At 72.6% G+C, this 18,540-nt stretch carries 6 protein-coding genes; all 6 read left to right on the forward strand.

Annotated features, from left to right (window positions below):
• Positions 1-102: 102 nt before the first annotated feature.
• From ACIOC0_RS01635 to ACIOC0_RS01660, 6 genes are read left to right on the forward strand one after another with little or no spacing between them, the layout of a single operon-like run.
• The gene (locus ACIOC0_RS01635) at positions 103-7,659 is read left to right on the forward strand and encodes an amino acid adenylation domain-containing protein (RefSeq protein ID WP_402151000.1); all 7,557 of its coding nucleotides are present in this window, start codon (positions 103-105) and stop codon (positions 7,657-7,659) included.
• On the forward strand, positions 7,656-8,756 hold the full coding sequence (locus tag ACIOC0_RS01640) for a saccharopine dehydrogenase NADP-binding domain-containing protein (protein ID WP_402151003.1): 1,101 nt from the start codon (positions 7,656-7,658) through the stop codon (positions 8,754-8,756). Before ACIOC0_RS01635 ends, ACIOC0_RS01640 begins: the two co-directional genes overlap by 4 nt.
• The gene (locus tag ACIOC0_RS01645) at positions 8,753-10,963 is read left to right on the forward strand and encodes a Gfo/Idh/MocA family oxidoreductase (protein ID WP_402151006.1); all 2,211 of its coding nucleotides are present in this window, start codon (positions 8,753-8,755) and stop codon (positions 10,961-10,963) included. Before ACIOC0_RS01640 ends, ACIOC0_RS01645 begins: the two co-directional genes overlap by 4 nt.
• A 20-nt stretch (positions 10,964-10,983) precedes the next feature.
• Positions 10,984-11,688, forward strand: a complete 705-nt coding sequence (locus ACIOC0_RS01650; RefSeq protein WP_402151009.1) for a VOC family protein — start codon at positions 10,984-10,986, stop codon at positions 11,686-11,688.
• A gap of 3 nt (positions 11,689-11,691) precedes the next feature.
• Complete coding sequence (locus ACIOC0_RS01655; protein WP_402151011.1) at positions 11,692-13,089, forward strand: FAD-binding oxidoreductase; 1,398 nt, start codon at positions 11,692-11,694, stop codon at positions 13,087-13,089.
• Positions 13,086-18,524: an amino acid adenylation domain-containing protein gene (locus ACIOC0_RS01660; RefSeq protein ID WP_402151014.1), complete on the forward strand. Its 5,439-nt coding sequence runs from the start codon at positions 13,086-13,088 to the stop codon at positions 18,522-18,524. Before ACIOC0_RS01655 ends, ACIOC0_RS01660 begins: the two co-directional genes overlap by 4 nt.
• Positions 18,525-18,540: the final 16 nt, after the last annotated feature.

The raw sequence follows: 18,540 nt of genomic DNA on the forward strand, positions 1-18,540 counted from the left end.
GAGCTGACGCTAGCGAGAAACCCAGCTCTTGTAAATGAAAATCGTTTCCATTAGTTTGGGCTTTGGCCGGAACGGACCGTGACTCGAGGGGGATGCATTCAGGTGGCACAGGAACGCACGGACGAGGGCATGGATCTGCCGGGAGCCGTCGGCGAACTTCTGGGGCTGCGCTCCGAGGAGATCGACGACAACGTCCACCTCATCAACCTCGGGCTGGACTCACTGGCGATGATGCGACTGGCCGGGCGATGTCGGCGCGCCGGCCTCGACATCGGATTCGCGGATCTCATCGCCGAGCCGACACTCGCGGCCTGGCGGCGGCTCGTCGCCGAGCGGCGCACCGAGGGCCCGGCTTCCGAGACGGCTGCCGTGGACGAGGCGGAGCCCTTCGATCTCGCTCTCATGCAGCACGCCTACTGGGTGGGGCGGGCGGACGGGCAGCAACTCGGCGGTGTGGCAGCCCACTTCTACCACGAGTTCGACGGCCGGGACGTGGACCCGTCGCGTCTGGAGGCCGCGGTACGAGCCGTCCTCGCGCGGCACGGCATGCTGCGCGTGTGCGTCCTCGACGACGGGCGCCAGCGCATCCTGCCCGAGAGTCCCTGGCCCGGACTGCTCGTGCACGACCTCCGGGATCTCTCCGGGGTGGACGCCGAGCAGCGCCTCGCCGGCCTGCGCCGCGACCTCTCGCACCGCCACCTGGACATCACGGCCGCGGAGGTCCTCGACGTGCAGCTGTCGCTGCTGCCCGACACCCTGCGGCCGGGCGGCACGCGGCTGCACGTCAACCTCGACATGGTCGCCGCCGACGCGCTCAGCCTGCGGGTGCTGCTCGCCGACCTGGCCCGTGCCTACGCCGACCCCGCGACACCCCTGGCCGAGCTCGGCTACAGCTTCCCCCGCTACCTCGCCGAACGCCGCGCCGCCCGCGACTCGACGGCCCGCAAGGCCGCGCTGGAGGCCGACCGCGCGTACTGGCGGGAACGGCTGCCGGATCTGCCTGCCGCACCCCGACTCCCGGTCGCCGCCGGGGACGCCGAGGCCGTCACCGTCGTACGACGTCATCTGCACCTCGATGCCGAGCGCACCCGGCGCTTCGAGCAGGCCGCGCGCCGGCACGGTCTGACCCCCGCCATGGCGCTCGCGGCGGTGTTCGCCGAGACGCTGCAGGCGTTCGGCGCGGAGCCCGAGTTCCTGCTCAACCTTCCGCTGTTCGACCGCGAGCCGCTGCACGACGACGTGGCGGCACTCGTCGGCGACTTCACCTCGTCCGTGCTGCTGGCCTGGCACGGAGGGACACCCGGAACCTTCGCCGAGCGCGCCGCCCGCCTGCAGGAGCGCTTCCACCAGGATGTGGCGCACGCCGGGTACTCGGGTGTCGAGGTGCTGCGCGACGCCTCCCGGCTGCACGGCGAACGCATGCTCGCTCCCGTCGTCTACACCAGCGCTCTGGGCCTGGGCGAACTGTTCGCGCAGGAGGTGCGGGAGAGCTTCGGCGAGGCGTCCTGGATCATCTCGCAGGGACCGCAGGTCTGGCTCGACGCGCAGGTCACGGAGATGGGCGGCGGGCTGCTCGTGAACTGGGACGCCCGCGAGGACGCATTCGCGCCGGGCGTTCTGGATGCCATGTTCGCCGGCTACAGCGGTCAGCTCGACCGGCTGCTGCACGACCCGGCGGCGTGGACCGAGCCTGTGCCGTCCATGCTGCCCGACGCGCAGGCACAGGTGCGGGCAGTGGTCAACGACACGGTGTGGCGGCCGGACGACGTGCGCCTGCACGACGGTTTCTTCGCGCGGGCGGCGATCGGGCCCGACTCGCCCGCGCTGCTGTGGGGCAGTGGTGAGTCGCTCACCTACGGCGAACTCTCCTCGCGCGCACTTGAGTTGGCAGGCCACCTGCGGACCCGTGGCGTCGGCCCAGGAGATCTGGTGGCCGTCACCCTGCCCAAGGGACCCGACCAGATCACCGCCGTACTCGGTGTCCTGGCCGCGGGCGCCGCCTACCTCCCCCTCGGCATCGACCAGCCCACTGCCCGCCGCGAGCGCATCCACACCGCGGCCCGCATACGCCTCGTACTCGACGACACCACAGTGCCGGACAGCACCCAGCCCCTCCCCGCACCCCTCCCCGGCAGCCCGGCCGACCTCGCGTACGTGATCTACACCTCGGGCTCCACCGGAGAGCCCAAGGGCGTCGAGGTGACGCACGCGGCCGCCGTCAACACGGTCGCGGACCTCAATGATCGTTTCGGCATCGGGTCCGCCGACCGGACCCTGGCCCTGTCCGCGCTGGACTTCGACCTGTCGGTGTACGACGTCTTCGGCACCCTCGCGGCCGGCGGCGCACTCGTCTGCGTCGAGGAACCCGCTCGCAGGGATGCCACCGTCTGGGCGGATCTGGTCCGCACCCATGGCGTGAGTGTCGTCAACTGCGTACCGGCTCTGCTCGACATGCTGGTCACAGCCGCGGGCAGCAGTGGACTGCCCACGGTGAGGCTCGCGTTGCTCGGCGGCGACTGGGTGCCGCTCGACCTGCCCGACCGCGTGCGGACGGTCGCACCGGACTGCCGCTTCGTGGCGCTGGGCGGCACGACCGAGACCGCCATCCACTCCACCGTCTGCGAGGTGGGCGAGGTGCCCGCCGAGTGGGTGTCGGTGCCGTACGGGACACCGCTGCGGGGCGTCCGGTGCCGTGTCGTCGATCCGCTCGGCCGCGACTGCCCGGACTTCGTGCCCGGCGAACTGTGGATCGGCGGAGCCGGAGTGGCGCGCGGTTACCGGGGGGATCCGGTCCGCACGGCCGAGAGGTTCACCGATGTGGACGGGGTGCGCTGGTACCGCACCGGTGACCGTGCCCGCTACCGGCCCGACGGCAGCCTGGAGTTTCTCGGCCGTGCCGACCATCAGGTCAAGGTGCGAGGGCACCGCATCGAACTCGGCGAGATCGAGGCCGCGTTGGCCGCGGTGCCCGGGGTGGAGAAGGCCGTGGCGGTCGTCGGCGAGGACCGGCGCCTCGGCGCCGCCGTCACCGGTGTCGCCGATCCCGCGCAGTTGCGTGCCTGGGTCGCAGAGTCACTGCCGGCGGCGATGGTGCCGGAACGCGTCGTCGTCCTGGTCGAGTTGCCGCTCACCCCCAACGGGAAGATCGACCGGAAGGCGATCGCGCAGCGGGTGGCGGAATGCGGCGCCGCGGCTGCTCGGGCCGTCACACCGCCGCGCGACGAGCGCGAACGACAGATCGCCGAGGCGTGGTCGGCGATCCTCGGCGTCGGTGACATCGGACGAGAGGACGACTTCTTCGCCCTGGGTGGCGACTCGCTGCTGGCCACCCGCCTCGTCGCACGGCTGCGTACCGGCGGATGGGGCGACGTACGCCTCGCCGACCTCTTCACGCACCCCGTGCTCGCCGCGTTCGCCGCACGGCTGCGCCCTGACGGGACGGGCCGCACCGAGCGGGCGGTGACCGCCGCCCCCGAGCACCGCCACGAACCGTTCCCGCTCACCGACGTGCAGCGTGCCTACTGGCTCGGGCGCGGCGAGGACTTCACGCTGGGCGGCATCGGCTGCCACTTCTACCGCGAGTACGACGTCGAGGATCTGGACGCGGGACGGCTGGAAGCGGCCATCGACCGGCTCGTCGAGCGCCACGAGATGCTGCGCGCCGTCGTCGACGAGAACGGCGAGCAGCGCATCCTGGCCGAGGTGCCGCGGTTCACCGTCGAGATCACCGATGCGGGCCCCGATGCCGAGGCCGCCTTCGCCGAACTGCGTGAGACCGCCTCGCACCAGGTGTTCGATCCCGCCGTCTGGCCGCTGTTCGCCGTACGCGGGGTGCGCGCGGGAGGTCGTACACGACTGGGCATCGGCATCGACAACATCGTCCTCGACGCGCTGAGCATCCTGGTCTTCTACGCCGAACTCGCCGCGCTGTACGCCGATCCCGACGCCGAACTCCCTTCCGTGGACGTGTCGTTCCGCGACTACGTCTGCTCCACCGCCCCCGACCCGGAAGCCATCGCCTCGGCCCGCGACTACTGGACCGAACTGCTGCCACAGCTGCCTCAGGCCCCGGCGTTGCCGCTGGCCAAGGACCCGTCCACCGTCGAGCGCCCTCACTTCACCCGCCGCGAGGCCCGCATCGCACCGGATCGCTGGCAGGCCCTCACCGAAAGGGCCCGTGACCACGGACTCACCCCCTCCGGCGTGCTGCTCACCGCCTTCGCCGAGGTGCTCGGCCGGTGGAGTGCCCGTCCGGAACTCACCCTGAACCTGACCCTGTTCGACCGCCGTGACGTACATCCCGACATCGGCCGTGTCCTCGGTGACTTCACCTCGCTGATGCTCGTCTCGTCCCGCCCGCAGGCCGGGGACAGCTGGCTGACGCGGGCCCGCCGCGTTCAGGAGGAACTCTGGCGTTCTCTCGACCACCGGGAGGTCTCCGCCGTCTGGGTGCTGCGTGAACTGGCCCGTCGCAGTGGCGAGCCCGAGTTGACCATGCCCGTCGTCTTCACGAGTGCGTTGGGGGTGGGCGGCGAGACTCCGCGCGCGCCCTTCGACCGGCAGGTGTGGGGCGTCTCGCAGACCCCGCAGGTGTGGCTCGACCACCAGGTCACCGAGGACGGCGACGTTGTCCGCCTCAACTGGGACGTCGTCGAGGAACTCTTTCCCGAGGGCTTCGTCGACGCGATGTTCGACGCCTATCTCGGGCTGGTGGACTGGCTGGCCACGGGCCCCGGCTGGACCGCACCCGCCCCCGATCTGCTGCCCGCCCCGCAGCGCGCCACCCGTGCGACCGTCAACGCGACCGGCGCCGGCGTGCCCGGCCTGCTCCACCGCGACTTCTTCCGCCGCGCCGCCGACCAGCCGCACCGCACCGCTCTCGTCCGGGACGACGGCGAACGGACCGAGCGGATGACCTACGGCCAACTCGCCGACCGGGCCCTGCGACTGGCGACCGTGCTCGCGGAGCGCGGGGTACGGCGGGGCGAGACGGTCGCCGTCTGCCTGCCCAAGGGCCCGGACCAGATCGTGGCCGTTCTGGGCGTGCTGGCCGCCGGGGCCGCGTACGTGCCGGTCGGCGTCGACCAGCCGCGGGCGAGGCGCGAGCGCATCCACCGCCTCGCGGGCGTACGCCTGGTCGTCGGCGAGGTGGAGACGGCCCCGACCGAGGGGGTCCAGGCGGTGCCGGTCGACGCGGCGCCCTCGACGGACGTGGCCGCCGCCCCTGTCGACGTACCCGGCGACGCACTCGCGTACGTCATCTTCACTTCCGGGTCCACCGGCGACCCCAAGGGCGTCGAGATCACCCACCAGGCCGCCGCCAACACCGTCACCGACATCAACGAGCGCTACGGCGTGACGGAGGCGGACCGGGTGCTCGCGGTGTCCGCGCTGGACTTCGACCTGTCCGTGTACGACGTCTTCGGGCCGCTGTCGGCCGGGGGCGCGCTCGTCCTCATCGAGGAGGAGGACCGGCGCGACGCGCGCCGCTGGCTCGACCTGGTGCGCCGCCATCAGGTGACGCTCTGGAACACCGTCCCCGCCCTGCTCGACATGCTGCTCACCGTCGCCGAGGGTGCTCAGCCGCCCGACCCGCTGCGGCTCGTGCTCGTCTCCGGCGACTGGGTGGGCCTCGACCTGCCCGGCCGGCTCGCCGAACAGTGCCCGTGGTGCCGGTTCGTCGCGCTCGGCGGTGCGACGGAGGCCGCGATCTGGTCCAACGCCTGCGAGGTCGAGGCGATCGACCCGGAATGGCGCTCCATCCCGTACGGGCGTCCGCTGCGCGGCCAGCGCTTCCGCGTCGTCGACGCCCACGGCCGCGACTGCCCCGACTGGGTCCCCGGCGAGCTGTGGATCGGTGGTGCGGGGGTGGCCCGGGGCTATCGCGGGGCGCCCGAGCTGACGGCGAGGCAGTTCGTGGCCGAGGGAGCGGACCGCTGGTACCGGACCGGCGACCTCGGACGCTACTGGCCCGACGGCACCCTGGAGTTCCTCGGCCGTGCCGACCACCAGGTCAAGATCCGCGGTCACCGCATCGAACTCGGCGAGATCGAGGCGGCGTTGCGGGACGCGCCCGGCGCGGGGCGTGCCGTCGTCACGGTGGCCGGGGAGGGCGCGGCACGACGGTTGGCCGCCGCGGTCGTTCCGGCCCCCGGCTCCGCGCAGGGGAACGTGGCCGACGCGCAACCGGGGGCATCGACACGGGAGTTCCGTGAGCGTGCCCGTCGGGTGGAGAGCGCGGCGGCGGAGTCCTTCCTGACTCGCCTTCTGGACCTGCACGCACGTGCCGGGCAGCCCTCCGGTCTCGCTCCCGCACAGTGGGCAGCCCTTCTGGAGGTCGCCGGGGAGCACCTGCCGGTTCTGCGGCTGTGGCTGCGCTGGCTCGCCGAACGCAAGGTCCTCGTGGAGGACGGGGGAACGTACGCCGTGGGCCCCCGGCTGGGAGACGCCGAGGCGGAGGGCGCACAGGACACCTACGGAGCCCTGATCACCCGCGCGCGTCAGCGCCTGACCGAACGCCTCGGCGACTTCCGGGACATCCTCGCCGGGCGCCTTGCCGCCACCGTGCTGCTCGAGGACGACGTGCTCGCTCCGGCGCGACTCGCCGCCGCCGACCCCGGCAGCGAGCGTGCGATGGACGAACTCGCCCTCCGAATAGACGAGTTGGCCACCGAGGCAGACGGGCCCATAGAGGTCGTGGAACTCGGCGGTGGGGACGGCAGCGGTGCCGAACGACTCCTGGGCCGCCTCGCACCCGAGAAGGTGCGCTACACGCTGCTCGACAGTGATCCGGCCCTCGTCGATGCGGCCGAGCGCCGACTCGCGGCCTCGCCGCACAAGGTCACCTGCCGACGGCAGCACGGCATCGTCGTCCCCGACGACCTGCGGCACCGCTTCGACGTCGTCGTGGCCGACCAGGCACTGCACCGCAGCCCGGACCCGTCCCACGGGCCCGCCCTGGCCGGGCTGCTGGCACGACGCGGTGGCGTCCTGCTGGCCGTCGAACGGTCCGAACTCACACCGGTCGCCCTGCTCACGGCCGCCCTGCTGGACGGCGGATACGCGCACTTCGACCGCGAGCGGCGCACCGCGGGCACCCCGATTCTGCCTCCTGCGCGCTGGGCCGAGCTGCTGACCGGTGCCGGATTCGACGGGGTTGCGCATCAGCCCCTCGCGGACTCCTTCGTCGAGATACTGACGGCCCGCAGGCCCCAGGACGCCGTCGACCTCGATCCGGCCGCACTGCGCGACCACGCGGCGGCCAGGCTGCCCGCGCACATGGTGCCTGAGCAGATCACCGTGCTGCCGTGGCTGCCACTCGGCGCCAACGGCAAAGTCGACCGCGCCTCTGTCGCCGCGCTCGCCGCGGCGGCGCGGGACGAGGATCCGGACGAGCCACCGCAGGGCGAGCTGGAGCAGGCCGTGGCGACCATGTGGGCGGACCTGCTGGGCGTGTCGGCCGTGGGCCGCCGGCAGAGCTTCTTCGTACTCGGCGGCGACAGCCTCCTCGCGACCCGCTTCCTGACGCTGGCGGAGCAGCGGTTCGGGGTGCAGCTGCCACTGCGGAGGCTGTTCGCGGGGCCGACACCGGAGCGGGTCGCGCACGCCCTCGCCCAGGAGTCGGCACAGAGCGCGGAGACCGAGGAGGGCGCGCTGTGATCGGCGTACTCGGGGGATACGGCGCCGTCGGCGGCCATGCGGCGCGGCTGCTGGCCCGGTGGGGGGCCGGGCCCCTGCGGATCGGCGGCCGCGACGACGTACGGGCCAAGCGGTTCGTCGCCGCCCACCTGGCCGGTACGGAGGCGGAGGCGGCCGCCGTGGACGTCGACGACGCGGCCTCGCTCGCCGCGTTCGTCCGGGGCTGCGACCTTGTCGTGCACTGTGCGGGCCCCTCGCACCGCACCTCGGAGCGGGTCACTTTCGCCGCGCTGATGGCGGGAGCCGACATGGTCGACGCCGGAGGCGGCGGGCGACTGGACCGCGTGCGGACGGCCGTCGGGGAGCGCACCGCGCTGTACGACGCCGGGGCGCTGCCCGGTCTTTCGGGGCTGCTGCCCCGCTGGCTGGCAGCCGAACACTTCGACTCGGTGCACCGACTCACCGCGTATGCGGGAGTGCTGGACCGCTTCACAGAGACCGGCGCGCACGACTACCTCGACGGGGTGCTCGACGGCACGACCGAACCCCTCGCCGCCTGGCGGGACGGTGCCCGGCGCGGGGGCGCTCTGCAGCGGCTCAATGGGCAGCAACTGCCCCACTTCGCAAGGGAAGTGGTGACCCTCCCGTACCTGGATGCGGAAGGGGAGCGGCTGGCCCGCGACCTGTCGCTCACCCACGGGAACTGGTTCACGGCGGTGGACGGCGAACACCTGGCCGCCGCGCTCGACGCGGCCCGCTCCCTCGACCGGGCCGACGCCGTGGTCGCCCTGTGCCGGGCCGCCGCGCTGGACACCGCCGGCCGCAGCCCGTACGTCACGCTCCTCGCGCAGCTCGACGGCACCCGCGCGGGCCGGAGCGTGACACGCACGGCGATCCTGCGGGCGCCGGGCATCTCACAACTCACCGGCGCCGTCACAGCCGTGGCCGCACTGGCGGCCCTGCGCGGCGACGTGCCGCGCGGCACCCACCGCGCCGACACGGCACTCGACCCGAGGTCCGCCGTCGCGCGCCTGCGCGCCGAGCCCGGGCTGTGCGACGTGACCGTGCACGACACGGCGATCTCGGAACTCGCCACGATCGAGGAAGGCGCACTGTGAACACGCGGCTGAAGACAGTGGTCTGCGGGACGACGTTCGGGCAGTTCTACCTGGCCGCCCTGGCCGGCATGCCCGCCGACTTCGAGATCGTCGGTGTGCTGGCCGCGGGCAGCGAGCGGTCCGTGGCGTGTGCCGCGCGGCACCGGGTACCGCTGTACACCCACGTCGACCAGGTGCCCGACGACGTGGACCTCGCCTGCGTCGTCGTCCGCTCCGGAGTCCTGGGCGGTGTCGGCACCGACCTGGCGCTACGGCTGCTGCGGCGCGGCGTCCACGTCGTGCAGGAGCAGCCCGTGCACCACGACGACCTGGTCGCCTGCCTGCGCGAGTCGCGCAGGAACGGCGTGCGGTACCGGCTCAGCGATCTCTACGTGCGTCTGCCGGAGGTCCGGCGCTTCACCGAGGCCGCCCGTACGGCCCTCGCCCGGCAACCCGTGGCCTACGTCGACGCCGCATGCGCCTCGCAGGTCGCCTTCCCCCTGCTGCACATCCTGGGAGAGGCACTCGGCGGTCTACGGCCCTGGCAGGTGAAGGCTGCTTCCACCGACAGCGGCGGTCCCTTCGCGGTCCTCACCGGCACCATCGCCGGCGCACCGCTCACACTCCGCGTGCACAACCAGGTCGACCCCGACGACCCCGACAACCACCTGCATCTCCTGCACCGCGTCACCCTCGGTACCCCTGGGGGCAGCCTCACCCTGACCGATCCGCACGGCCCGGTGCTGTGGAGCCCGCGCCTGCACATCCCTGAACCGGTCAGGAACCGCTTCGACTTCGACGCTCCCGGCACCGAGCACCTGGACGAGCCGAGCACGTCCCCGCTGGGCGCAGCCGGTCCGCCCGACTACCGGCACCTGCTGCGCGAGCAGTGGCCGGCCGCCATCGGCGCGGACCTGAAGGCGGCACGCGCCGCGATCCTCGGCGACCCGGATGCCGAGCGGCCCGACCAGTACCACCTGACGCTGTGCCGCATGTGGCAGGACCTGACGAAGGAGCTGGGCTATCCGACGCTGCGACCCGGGCAGTCCCATCAGCCACTCCGCACAGCCGAGTTGACCAGCGCGGGATCCGACCTGCGTGAACTCGTGCGGTACGCGACGACCGAGGCCGACCGCCGCGTCGGCACCGTCGATCCCCGCCTGGCCGACGACTTCGTACGGCAGCTCGACGAGGCGGTGCTCGCCTCGATGCTCGCCGCGCTACAGCACTCCGACGCACTGAGTGACCCCGGGCGTACACAGACCGCCGAAGAGGTACTGGCCTCCGCCCGCGTGGCACCGCCCCATCACACCCTGATCCGGCGGTGGCTGCGCATCCTCGCCGACCGCAAGGTGATCGAGCGGGACGGAGACGGATTCCGCGGTGCCTCGCCCGTGGATCCCGCCGCGGTGCGCCGGGCCTGGGACACGGCCGCCGCCACCTGGCAACGCGGCCTCGGCACACCGGAGTTCGTCACGTACCTGCGACGCAACGCCGAGCGGCTGCCCCAGTTGATGACCGGCGAGCAGCAGGCGGCACTGCTGCTCTTCCCCGAGGGCCGCACCGAGGTGGCGGACGCCGTGTACCGGGACACCATCACCGCCGGCTACCTCAACACCGCTGTGGCCAGTGCCGTACGCTCCCTGGCCGCGGTGCGCGACGCCGCCCGCCCGCTGCGGGTCGTCGAGGTCGGGGCGGGGACGGCGGCAACCACGGAGGCCGTCGCCCAGGCCCTCACGCAGAACGGACCCGGCAGGCCGCCGGTCGACTACCTGTTCACCGACGTCTCCCACTTCTTCGTCACCACGGCCAAGGAGCGCCACGCCGGGCACCGCTGGATCCGCCACGGCCTGTACGACATCGACCAGGACCCGGCTGCCCAGGGGCTCGAGCCCGGCAGCGCGGATGTCGTCATCGCCGCCGGCGTCCTGAACAACGCGCGAGACACCGACGCGACAGTGCGGTCACTCGTCGGACTGCTCGCTCCGGGCGGCCATCTGTTCATCACCGAACCGACCCGCGAACACCTGGAGATCCTCGCCTCCCAGGCGTTCATGATGACCGCCTCCGAAGACGCCCGACGGACTTCCGACACCACGTTCCTCTCCCGTCGGCAGTGGCTCGACGTCCTGGCGGGAGCGGGACTCGGAGATGTCGTCACCGCGCCGGACGAGGACCATCCGCTGGTACCGCTGGGGCAGCGGCTGTTCGCGGCCCGTACCAACTGATCACGTCGGGGGAGAACACCGTGCTGAGATGCAGCCACGTCCTGTGCAAGGTCGACGACGTCCGGTCGGTCGTACGGGACTACACAGAGCTCGGCTTCACCGTCGAGTGGGGGAGCGCACCAGAACGCGCCCACAACGCGCTGGTGTGGTTCGAGGAGGGACCCTTCATCGAGTTCTTCCAACTGCCTCCTGCCTTCCGTCTGTTGAAGTGGCCCATGAGTGCCGTCAACGGTGTGGCGGCCGGAGAGCGGCTGGTGCGCTGGGCCCGCCCGGGCGAGGGCTGGCGGGACCTGGCGCTGGAGACCGACGACACGGAACTGGCCGGCGTTCATTCGGCGCTGCGCGCCGGCCAGCTCCGCGTCTCGCGCGTCATGAAAGGCCGCCGCACCCGGCCGGACGGCGACCGCGTGCGCTACCAGTTCCTCGCCGCCCGCCCGGCCCGGCTGCCGTTCGTCGTCTCCGCCTACGACCCGCCGCAGCGCCCCGCCGCCGTGCACCACCCGAACGGCGCACGGCGCATCACACGGGTGCGCATGGGGGTGGCGGACCATGACCGCGCCGCCTTCGACGCGCTCACCGCCCATGTGCGCGGGGACGGTCTGCTCGCCGTGGAGGGGGCTGAGCATACGGGCGTCATCGCGGCCGAACTCGACGGACTCACACGTCCGTTGGACCCGACCCGGCTGCACGGCGCGGTCCTCACCTCGCCCGCACGGAAGGACTGACCGGTGACCACTGCTGCCGTGACCCTTCCGGGATTCCGCGGCCGGATCCTCACGCCGGGCGCCCCCGGCTACGACCGCGCCCGCCGTGTCCGCAACGCCCGCGTCGACCGCCGGCCCGCCCTGATCGCCCGCTGCACCGACGTCGACGACGTGATCGCCGTCCTCGCCCACGCACGCACCCTGGCTCTGCCGGTCGCCGTCCGCGGCGGCGGAGCCAACGTGGCCGGCTGGGGCACCTGCGACGACGGCATCGTCCTCGACCTCGGGGCGATGAAGCGCCTCGACGTCGATCCCCTGTCCCGTACCGCGGTCGCGGAGCCCGGCCTGACGTGGGGCGAATTCGACGCCGCCACCCAGGAGTTCGGGCTCGCGGTGCCCGGCCCGCGCAACACCGACGTCGGCATCGCCGGCCACACCCTCGGCGGCGGCGTCGGCGACCTGTCCCGCCAGTACGGGCTCACCAGCGACAACGTCACCTTCTTCGAGCTGGTGACCGCCGACGGAAGACACCTCAGGGCGGACGCCGAACATCACCCGGAGCTGTTCTGGGCGCTGCGCGGAGGCGGCGGCAACTTCGGGGTCGTCACCCGTTTCGGCTTCCGGCTGCACCCTGTCAGGGGCGTCGTCGCCGGAGCTCTCGTCCATCCCGCCTCCCAGACGCGCACAGCCCTGCGCACGGCCCGGGACTGGCTGGCCACGGCACCCGACGCGGCCTCACTCGTCGCCGTCGTCTGGACCGCGCCGCCGCTGCCGTTCGTGCCCGAGCACCTGCACTTCGAGCGGTGCGCCGTTCTCATCCCGAGCTGGTTCGGGCCTCCCGAGCAGGCCGACGAGGTGCTGGCACCCCTGCGGTACGGCGCCGCCCGCCCGATCGCCGACGGCGTCACCGAGCTGCCGTACACCGCCTACCAGCGGCTCCTGCCGTCCCCGCCCGATTTCGCCCGTCAGCACGTCTACAACCGCGGCGAGCTCCTCACCGAACTGACCGACGCCACGCTCGACGGGATCCTCGACCACTGGGAGTCCGCCGGACCGAACTTCTCCGTCGTGCTGGGGGCGCTCGGGGGCGCCATCTCCCGGGCTCCGGCAGGACCGACCGCGTTCACGCACCGCGGCGCCCAGTGGTTCGTGGAGATCTGCGCCCAGTGGTACGGCGCCGCCGACGACGGCGAGCACCTGGAGCCGGCCCGCACCGGCTGGCAGGCACTCCAGGACGTCGCCGAGGGCCCTTACGTCAACCTGCTGCCCGACCCGGAGGCCCGGTGGGTGCGCGCCGCGTACGGAGACGCCACCTACGCGCGGCTGGCCGGCCTGAAGGCCGTCTGGGACCCGGACAACCTCTTCCGCTTCAACGCCAACATCCCGCCGCTCGCGGCCGGGGCCAAGGAGACCGACCGATGACCATCGCATCCACCCCGGCCGCGCTGATCGCACACCTGCGGCAGGCGGGCGTACAGCTGTGGGACGAAGACGGCACCCTGCGCTACCGCGCCCCGAAGGGGACCCTGAGCGCCGGGCAGCTTCAGGCGCTCAAGGACCACAAGGCCGCCGTACTGGAGTGTCTGCGGGCCGAGGCCCGGCCCGCCGCGCTCACACCCGACCCGGGGGCCCGCCACGAGCCGTTCCCGCTGACCGACGTGCAGGCCGCCTATCTGCTGGGCCGCAACGAGGTCTTCGAATACGGCGGCGTCGCCTGCCACGTCTACCTCGAAGTCACCTACCCCGACCTGGACCCGACCCGCACCGAGGACGCCTGGAACCGGCTCGTCCAACGCCACGACATGCTGCGCGCCGTCATCGACCCCGCGGGTCACCAGCAGATCCTGCCGACCGTGCCGCGGCTCACGGTGGCCGTCACCGACGCGCGGGGAGCAGCGGACGCGGAGGCCGCGTTGCTGCGGGCACGCGAGGAGATGGGCCATCGCGTGTACGACAGCACCCGCTGGCCCTTGTTCGACCTGCGCGTCACCCGCACCGACGCCCGGGCCGTCCTGCACCTGTCGATGGACTTCCTGATCGCCGACTGGGCCAGCATCTGGCTCCTGCTCGCCGAGTTCGAGACCCTGCATGCCGACCCCGCCGCCCAACTCCCGCCTCTCGACGTGCAGTTCCGGGACTACCTGCTCGCCGAACGCGGCCTGCGCGAGTCCCCGGCCCACCAGCGCGACAAGGACTACTGGTCGGCGCGGCTCGACACGCTCCCGCCCGCCCCCGACCTGCCGCTCGCCGAAGCCGGAGCACGCCAGCAGCCCCGCTTTCGCCGTCGCTACCTGAAGTTGGACTCGGCCGCCTGGGAGCGTCTGAAGGACCGGGCCACGCGCCGGGGCCTGACCCCGTCCTCCGTCGTCCTCGCCGCCTACGCCGCGGTGATCGGCCGCTGGAGCCGCAGTCCGCGCTTCTGCCTCAACCTGACGGTGCTCAACAGGCTGCCGCTGCACGAGCAGATCGACCGCGTCGTCGGCGACTTCACCACCGTCAACCTCCTCGCCGTCGAGGCGGCGAACGGCGCGCCCTTCGCCGAGCGGACGCGCACCCTCGCCGGTCAGCTCTTCGACGACCTCGACCACCGCCTGTACTCCGGCGTCGAGGTGCTGCGCGAGCTCGCCCGAAGGCGTGGCCGGGACGCCGCCCTCATGCCGGTCGTGTTCACCAGCGCCATCGGGCTCGGCGACGCCGGCACCGGCAAGCGGGCCGAGGGCCGTCTGGACGGCTTCGGCATCACCCAGACCCCGCAGGTGTTCATCGACTGCCAGGCCATGGACGACGCGGAGGGCCTTCAGGTCAACTGGGACGTCCGCGACGGGGTCTTCCCCGACGGTCTCGTGGACGACATGTTCGACGCCTTCGACACGCTGATACGCGGCCTCGCCGACTGCGACGGACTCTGGGACACCGCTGACGTCGTGGCGCTGCCGGCGTGGCAGGCAGAGGAACGCCGCCGTGCCAACGACACCTCCACCGACCTGCCCGACGGCCTCCTCCACCACCGCGTCCTCGACCAGGCCGCCCGCACCCCTGACCGGCCGGCCGTGATCGGCTCCACCTCGGTGCTGAGTTACCGCGAACTCGCCACCCGCGCCACGACCGTGGCCGAGCGACTCAGGGACGCGGGCTGCGCCCCGGGTGAGCGGGTCGCGATCGTCATGGACAAGGGACCCGAGCAGGTCGTCGCGGTCCTGGGCACCCTGCTCGCCGGTGGTGTCTACCTTCCGGTCGACACCGCGCAGCCGGCGCTGCGCCGTGCCGCCCTGCTCGCCGACGCGGACGTCCGGCACATCCTCACCCAGTCGTGGCTGGACGCCGACTGGCCCGAGGGCTGCCGGGCCGTCGCCGTGGACACGCTCGCTCCGGCGCGGAAGGCAGCCGAAACCCCGTCCGACGGCGACCCCGACGCACCCGCGTACGTCATCTACACCTCGGGCTCCACCGGCCGCCCCAAGGGCGTCGTGATCAGCCACCGGGCCGCGCTCAACACGATCACGGACATCAACCGCCGCTTCGGCATCACCGCGGACGACCGAGTCCTGGGCCTGGCGGGTCTCGGCTTCGACCTGTCCGTGTACGACATCTTCGGCCCGCTGTCGGCCGGCGGCGCCCTCGTGCTGCCCGACCCGCAGCGGCGCACCGACCCCTCCCACTGGGCCGACCTGATCGCCGCACACGGCATCACCGTCTGGAACTCCGTACCGGCCCTGATGCAGATGCTCGCGACCTACCTGGAGACCGAGCCGGATCTCGACCTGTCCGCACTGCGCCTGGCCCTGCTGTCCGGCGACTGGATCCCCGTCACCCTGCCCGGCACACTGGCCGGCCGCCTGCCGGACCTGGACGTCGTCGCGCTCGGCGGCGCCACCGAGGCGGCCATCTGGTCCAACTACCACCGCTGCAAGGGCAGTTACGAGGGCAGCAGCAGCGTCCCGTACGGCTTGCCCCTCGCCAACCAGGGATTCCGGGTGCTGGACGCGGAGCTGCGCGACTGCCCGGTCTGGGTGGCCGGCGAGCTGTACATCAGCGGGCACGGGCTGGCCCAGGGCTACCTGGGAGACCCGGAGACCACCGCCCACCGGTTCGTCACCCATCCCCGCGATGGTCAGCGCCTGTACCGCACCGGCGACCTGGGCCGCTATCTGCCCGGCGGCGAGATCGAGTTCCTCGGCCGCGAAGACACCCAGGTCAAGGTGCGTGGGCACCGCATCGAGCTCGGCGAGATCGAGGCCGCGCTGCTGGAGCACCCGGCCGTGTCCGCAGCGGCCGTCGTCGTCGACGGTACGGGCGAGGAACGGGCGCTCCTCGGGGCCGTCGAGGCCGCGCCCGCCGAGCGGTCCGCCGAAGGGGCCGCCACCCTGGCACCCGCGGTGCGGGTGGCCGCCGACGCCGCCGTCCCCGGAGTCGGCCGCGACCGCGTGTCCGCCCACGTCGACGCCTTCGACACGGCCGTGCTGGCGTCCATGGCGCGCACGTTGGGGGAGTTGGGCCTGTTCCCGGCCGCCGGCGACAGGGAGGTGCGGGACGCGGGGATCGAGCAGCGCCACCACTGGCTCGTGCGGCGCTGGCTCGCCGTCCTCGACGAGCGGGGCACCGGCCAGGTCGACGACCGCACCGTGAACGCGCTGTGGAAGGAAGCCGAGGCGGCCTGGAGCGACGACATCGCCTCCCGTGACTTCCTGACGTACGTGAAGAACCACGCCGACCGACTGCCGCAACTGCTGACCGGCCGCCAGGACCCGGTCGAACTCCTCTTCCCAGAGGGGGACTTCGACACCGCGCACGCGCTCTACCGCCGCAACGCCACCGCCCGTTATATGAACCGGGCCGTCGCCGGCGTCCTCGAGCACATCGCCGCCGAGCATCCTGCCGACAGCCCGCTGCGCGTCCTCGAAGCCGGCGCCGGCACCGGAGGCACGACCGAGGACGCCCTGGCGGCGCTGGCGGATCGGTACGGCACCTACCACTTCACCGATGTGGCGGGCTTCTTCCTGCCCGAGGCCAGGCGGCGCTTCGGCGACCGTGACCGCCCGGAGACACGCTTCGGCCTCTTCGACGTCGACAGCGACCACCGAGCCCAGGGGCTCGCCCCGAACGCCTACGACGTCGTACTCGCAGCCGGAGTGCTGGAGAACGCCCGCGACATCAGGGCATCCCTCGCCCGGCTGGTGGAACTCGTCGCTCCACGCGGCTGGTTGATCCTTACGGAACCCACCCGCGAACACCCGTGGATCCTGGCCTCCCAGGCGTTCATGATGACCGAGCCGGAGGACGAACGGGCCCTTGGCGGCCCGTCGTACCTCGACCGCGAACGCTGGCTCGACCTGCTGGCCGAGGCCGGCGCGGAGCAGATCCTGTGCCTGCCCGACGACGCTCACGCACTCGCTCCGCAGGGCGTCCATCTGTACGCCGCGCGGATGAAGACCGACCGGGCGTACGTCACCGAGGCGGACCTGGCCGCGCACCTGCGCGACCGTCTGCCCGCCCACATGATCCCGTCGCACCTCCAGATCGTCGACGCCCTCCCCCTGACCGGCAACGGCAAGGTCGACCGGCGCGCGCTCCAGGGCTGGCGGCCCACTCTCACCGACACCGCACCCGAGCAGAGCGCACAGGCGCCGGCCGACGCCTTCGAATCCCGCCTCGCCGCCTTGTGGGCGGACGCGCTGCCCAGCGGACGCGTCGGCCGCACCGACAGCTTCTACGACCACGGAGCCGACTCCCTGATCATGGCCAGGATGGCCGGCCGCCTGCGCGAGGAGGTCCCCGAGGCGTCCGGCATCCCCTTCGACACGCTGCTGCGCCGGCTGCTCAACCACCCCACGCTCGCCGACCTCGCGGCCTTCCTGCGCACCAGCGGCGAGACCGGAGCCCAGCCCGCCCTCCGCCGCGCCTCCACCGGCAGCAACGCCGCCCTGATGTCCTTCAGCGCCACCGGCGAAGGCCCCCTGCGCGTGATGTTCCACGCCGGACTCGGAACCATGGACTGCTACCGGCCGCTCGCCGCCCGCCTCGTCGAGCAGGATCTCGGCCCGGTCCTCGGCGTCGTCATCGACGACACCGAGCGCTACCTCTCCCAGGATCCGGCCACCGTCATCGAGCGCGCCGCCGACGACTACGCCGAGCGGGTCATCGCCGAGGGGCACGACCGTGTCCAGCTCATCGGCTACTGCCTGGGCGGCCTGTACGCCACCGAGGTCGCCCGGCGCCTCGACGAACGCGGCGTGACCGTCGAGGACCTGACCCTGATCAGCAGCCATCCGGTCGTGGTCGACGTCGAGGACGACCTGATGATCGAGATCCTGTTCGTCCCCAACCTGCACATCTCGCTCGACAGCACCGGATTCGGCGACATCGACGCGGACACCGTCGTCCGTGGCTTCATGCACGTCATCGAGCACAACGGGGGAAAGGTACCGCTCGGTGCGCTCGCCGAGGTCGGCGGGGATCCCGATCTCGACCGGGCCGGGGAGTTCTTCCGCAGGCTCGGCTCGCACACGCGCGAGGAGCGGTTCGCCGCGTACGCCCGCACGGCCACCGAGTCGAGCGGCGAGGAGATGCCGCCGGAGATGGTCGCCGCGATGTTCCGGGTCTTCCGGCAGAGCTTCCTGTCAGCCCGGTTCACCCCGCCCCCGTTCGCGGGCGACATCCGCTTCCTGCTGCCTCGCGGCGCCTCCGGCTTCGCGCCGGGAATGGACGACACGACGCTCGCCTTCTGGCGCGACGTGTGCATCGGCGACCTTCCCGTCACCGGCATCGACGGCAACCACTTCAGCTGCATCGAGGAGCCGAACGTCGCCCATGTCGCCGACCTCGTGGCCGCCCCGCTGCGCGCGCCGCGCAGCCGCTGACCACATCCAGGAGACC

Source organism: Streptomyces sp. NPDC088254 (assembly GCF_044740925.1).
Taxonomy (GTDB): Bacteria; Actinomycetota; Actinomycetes; order Streptomycetales; family Streptomycetaceae; genus Streptomyces.

What these genes read in the sequence shown, in the direction of transcription:
- ACIOC0_RS01660 (WP_402151014.1), top strand. Translation starts at nt 13,086, where the DNA reads ATGACCATCGCATCCACCCCGGCCGCGCTGATCGCACACCTGCGGCAG.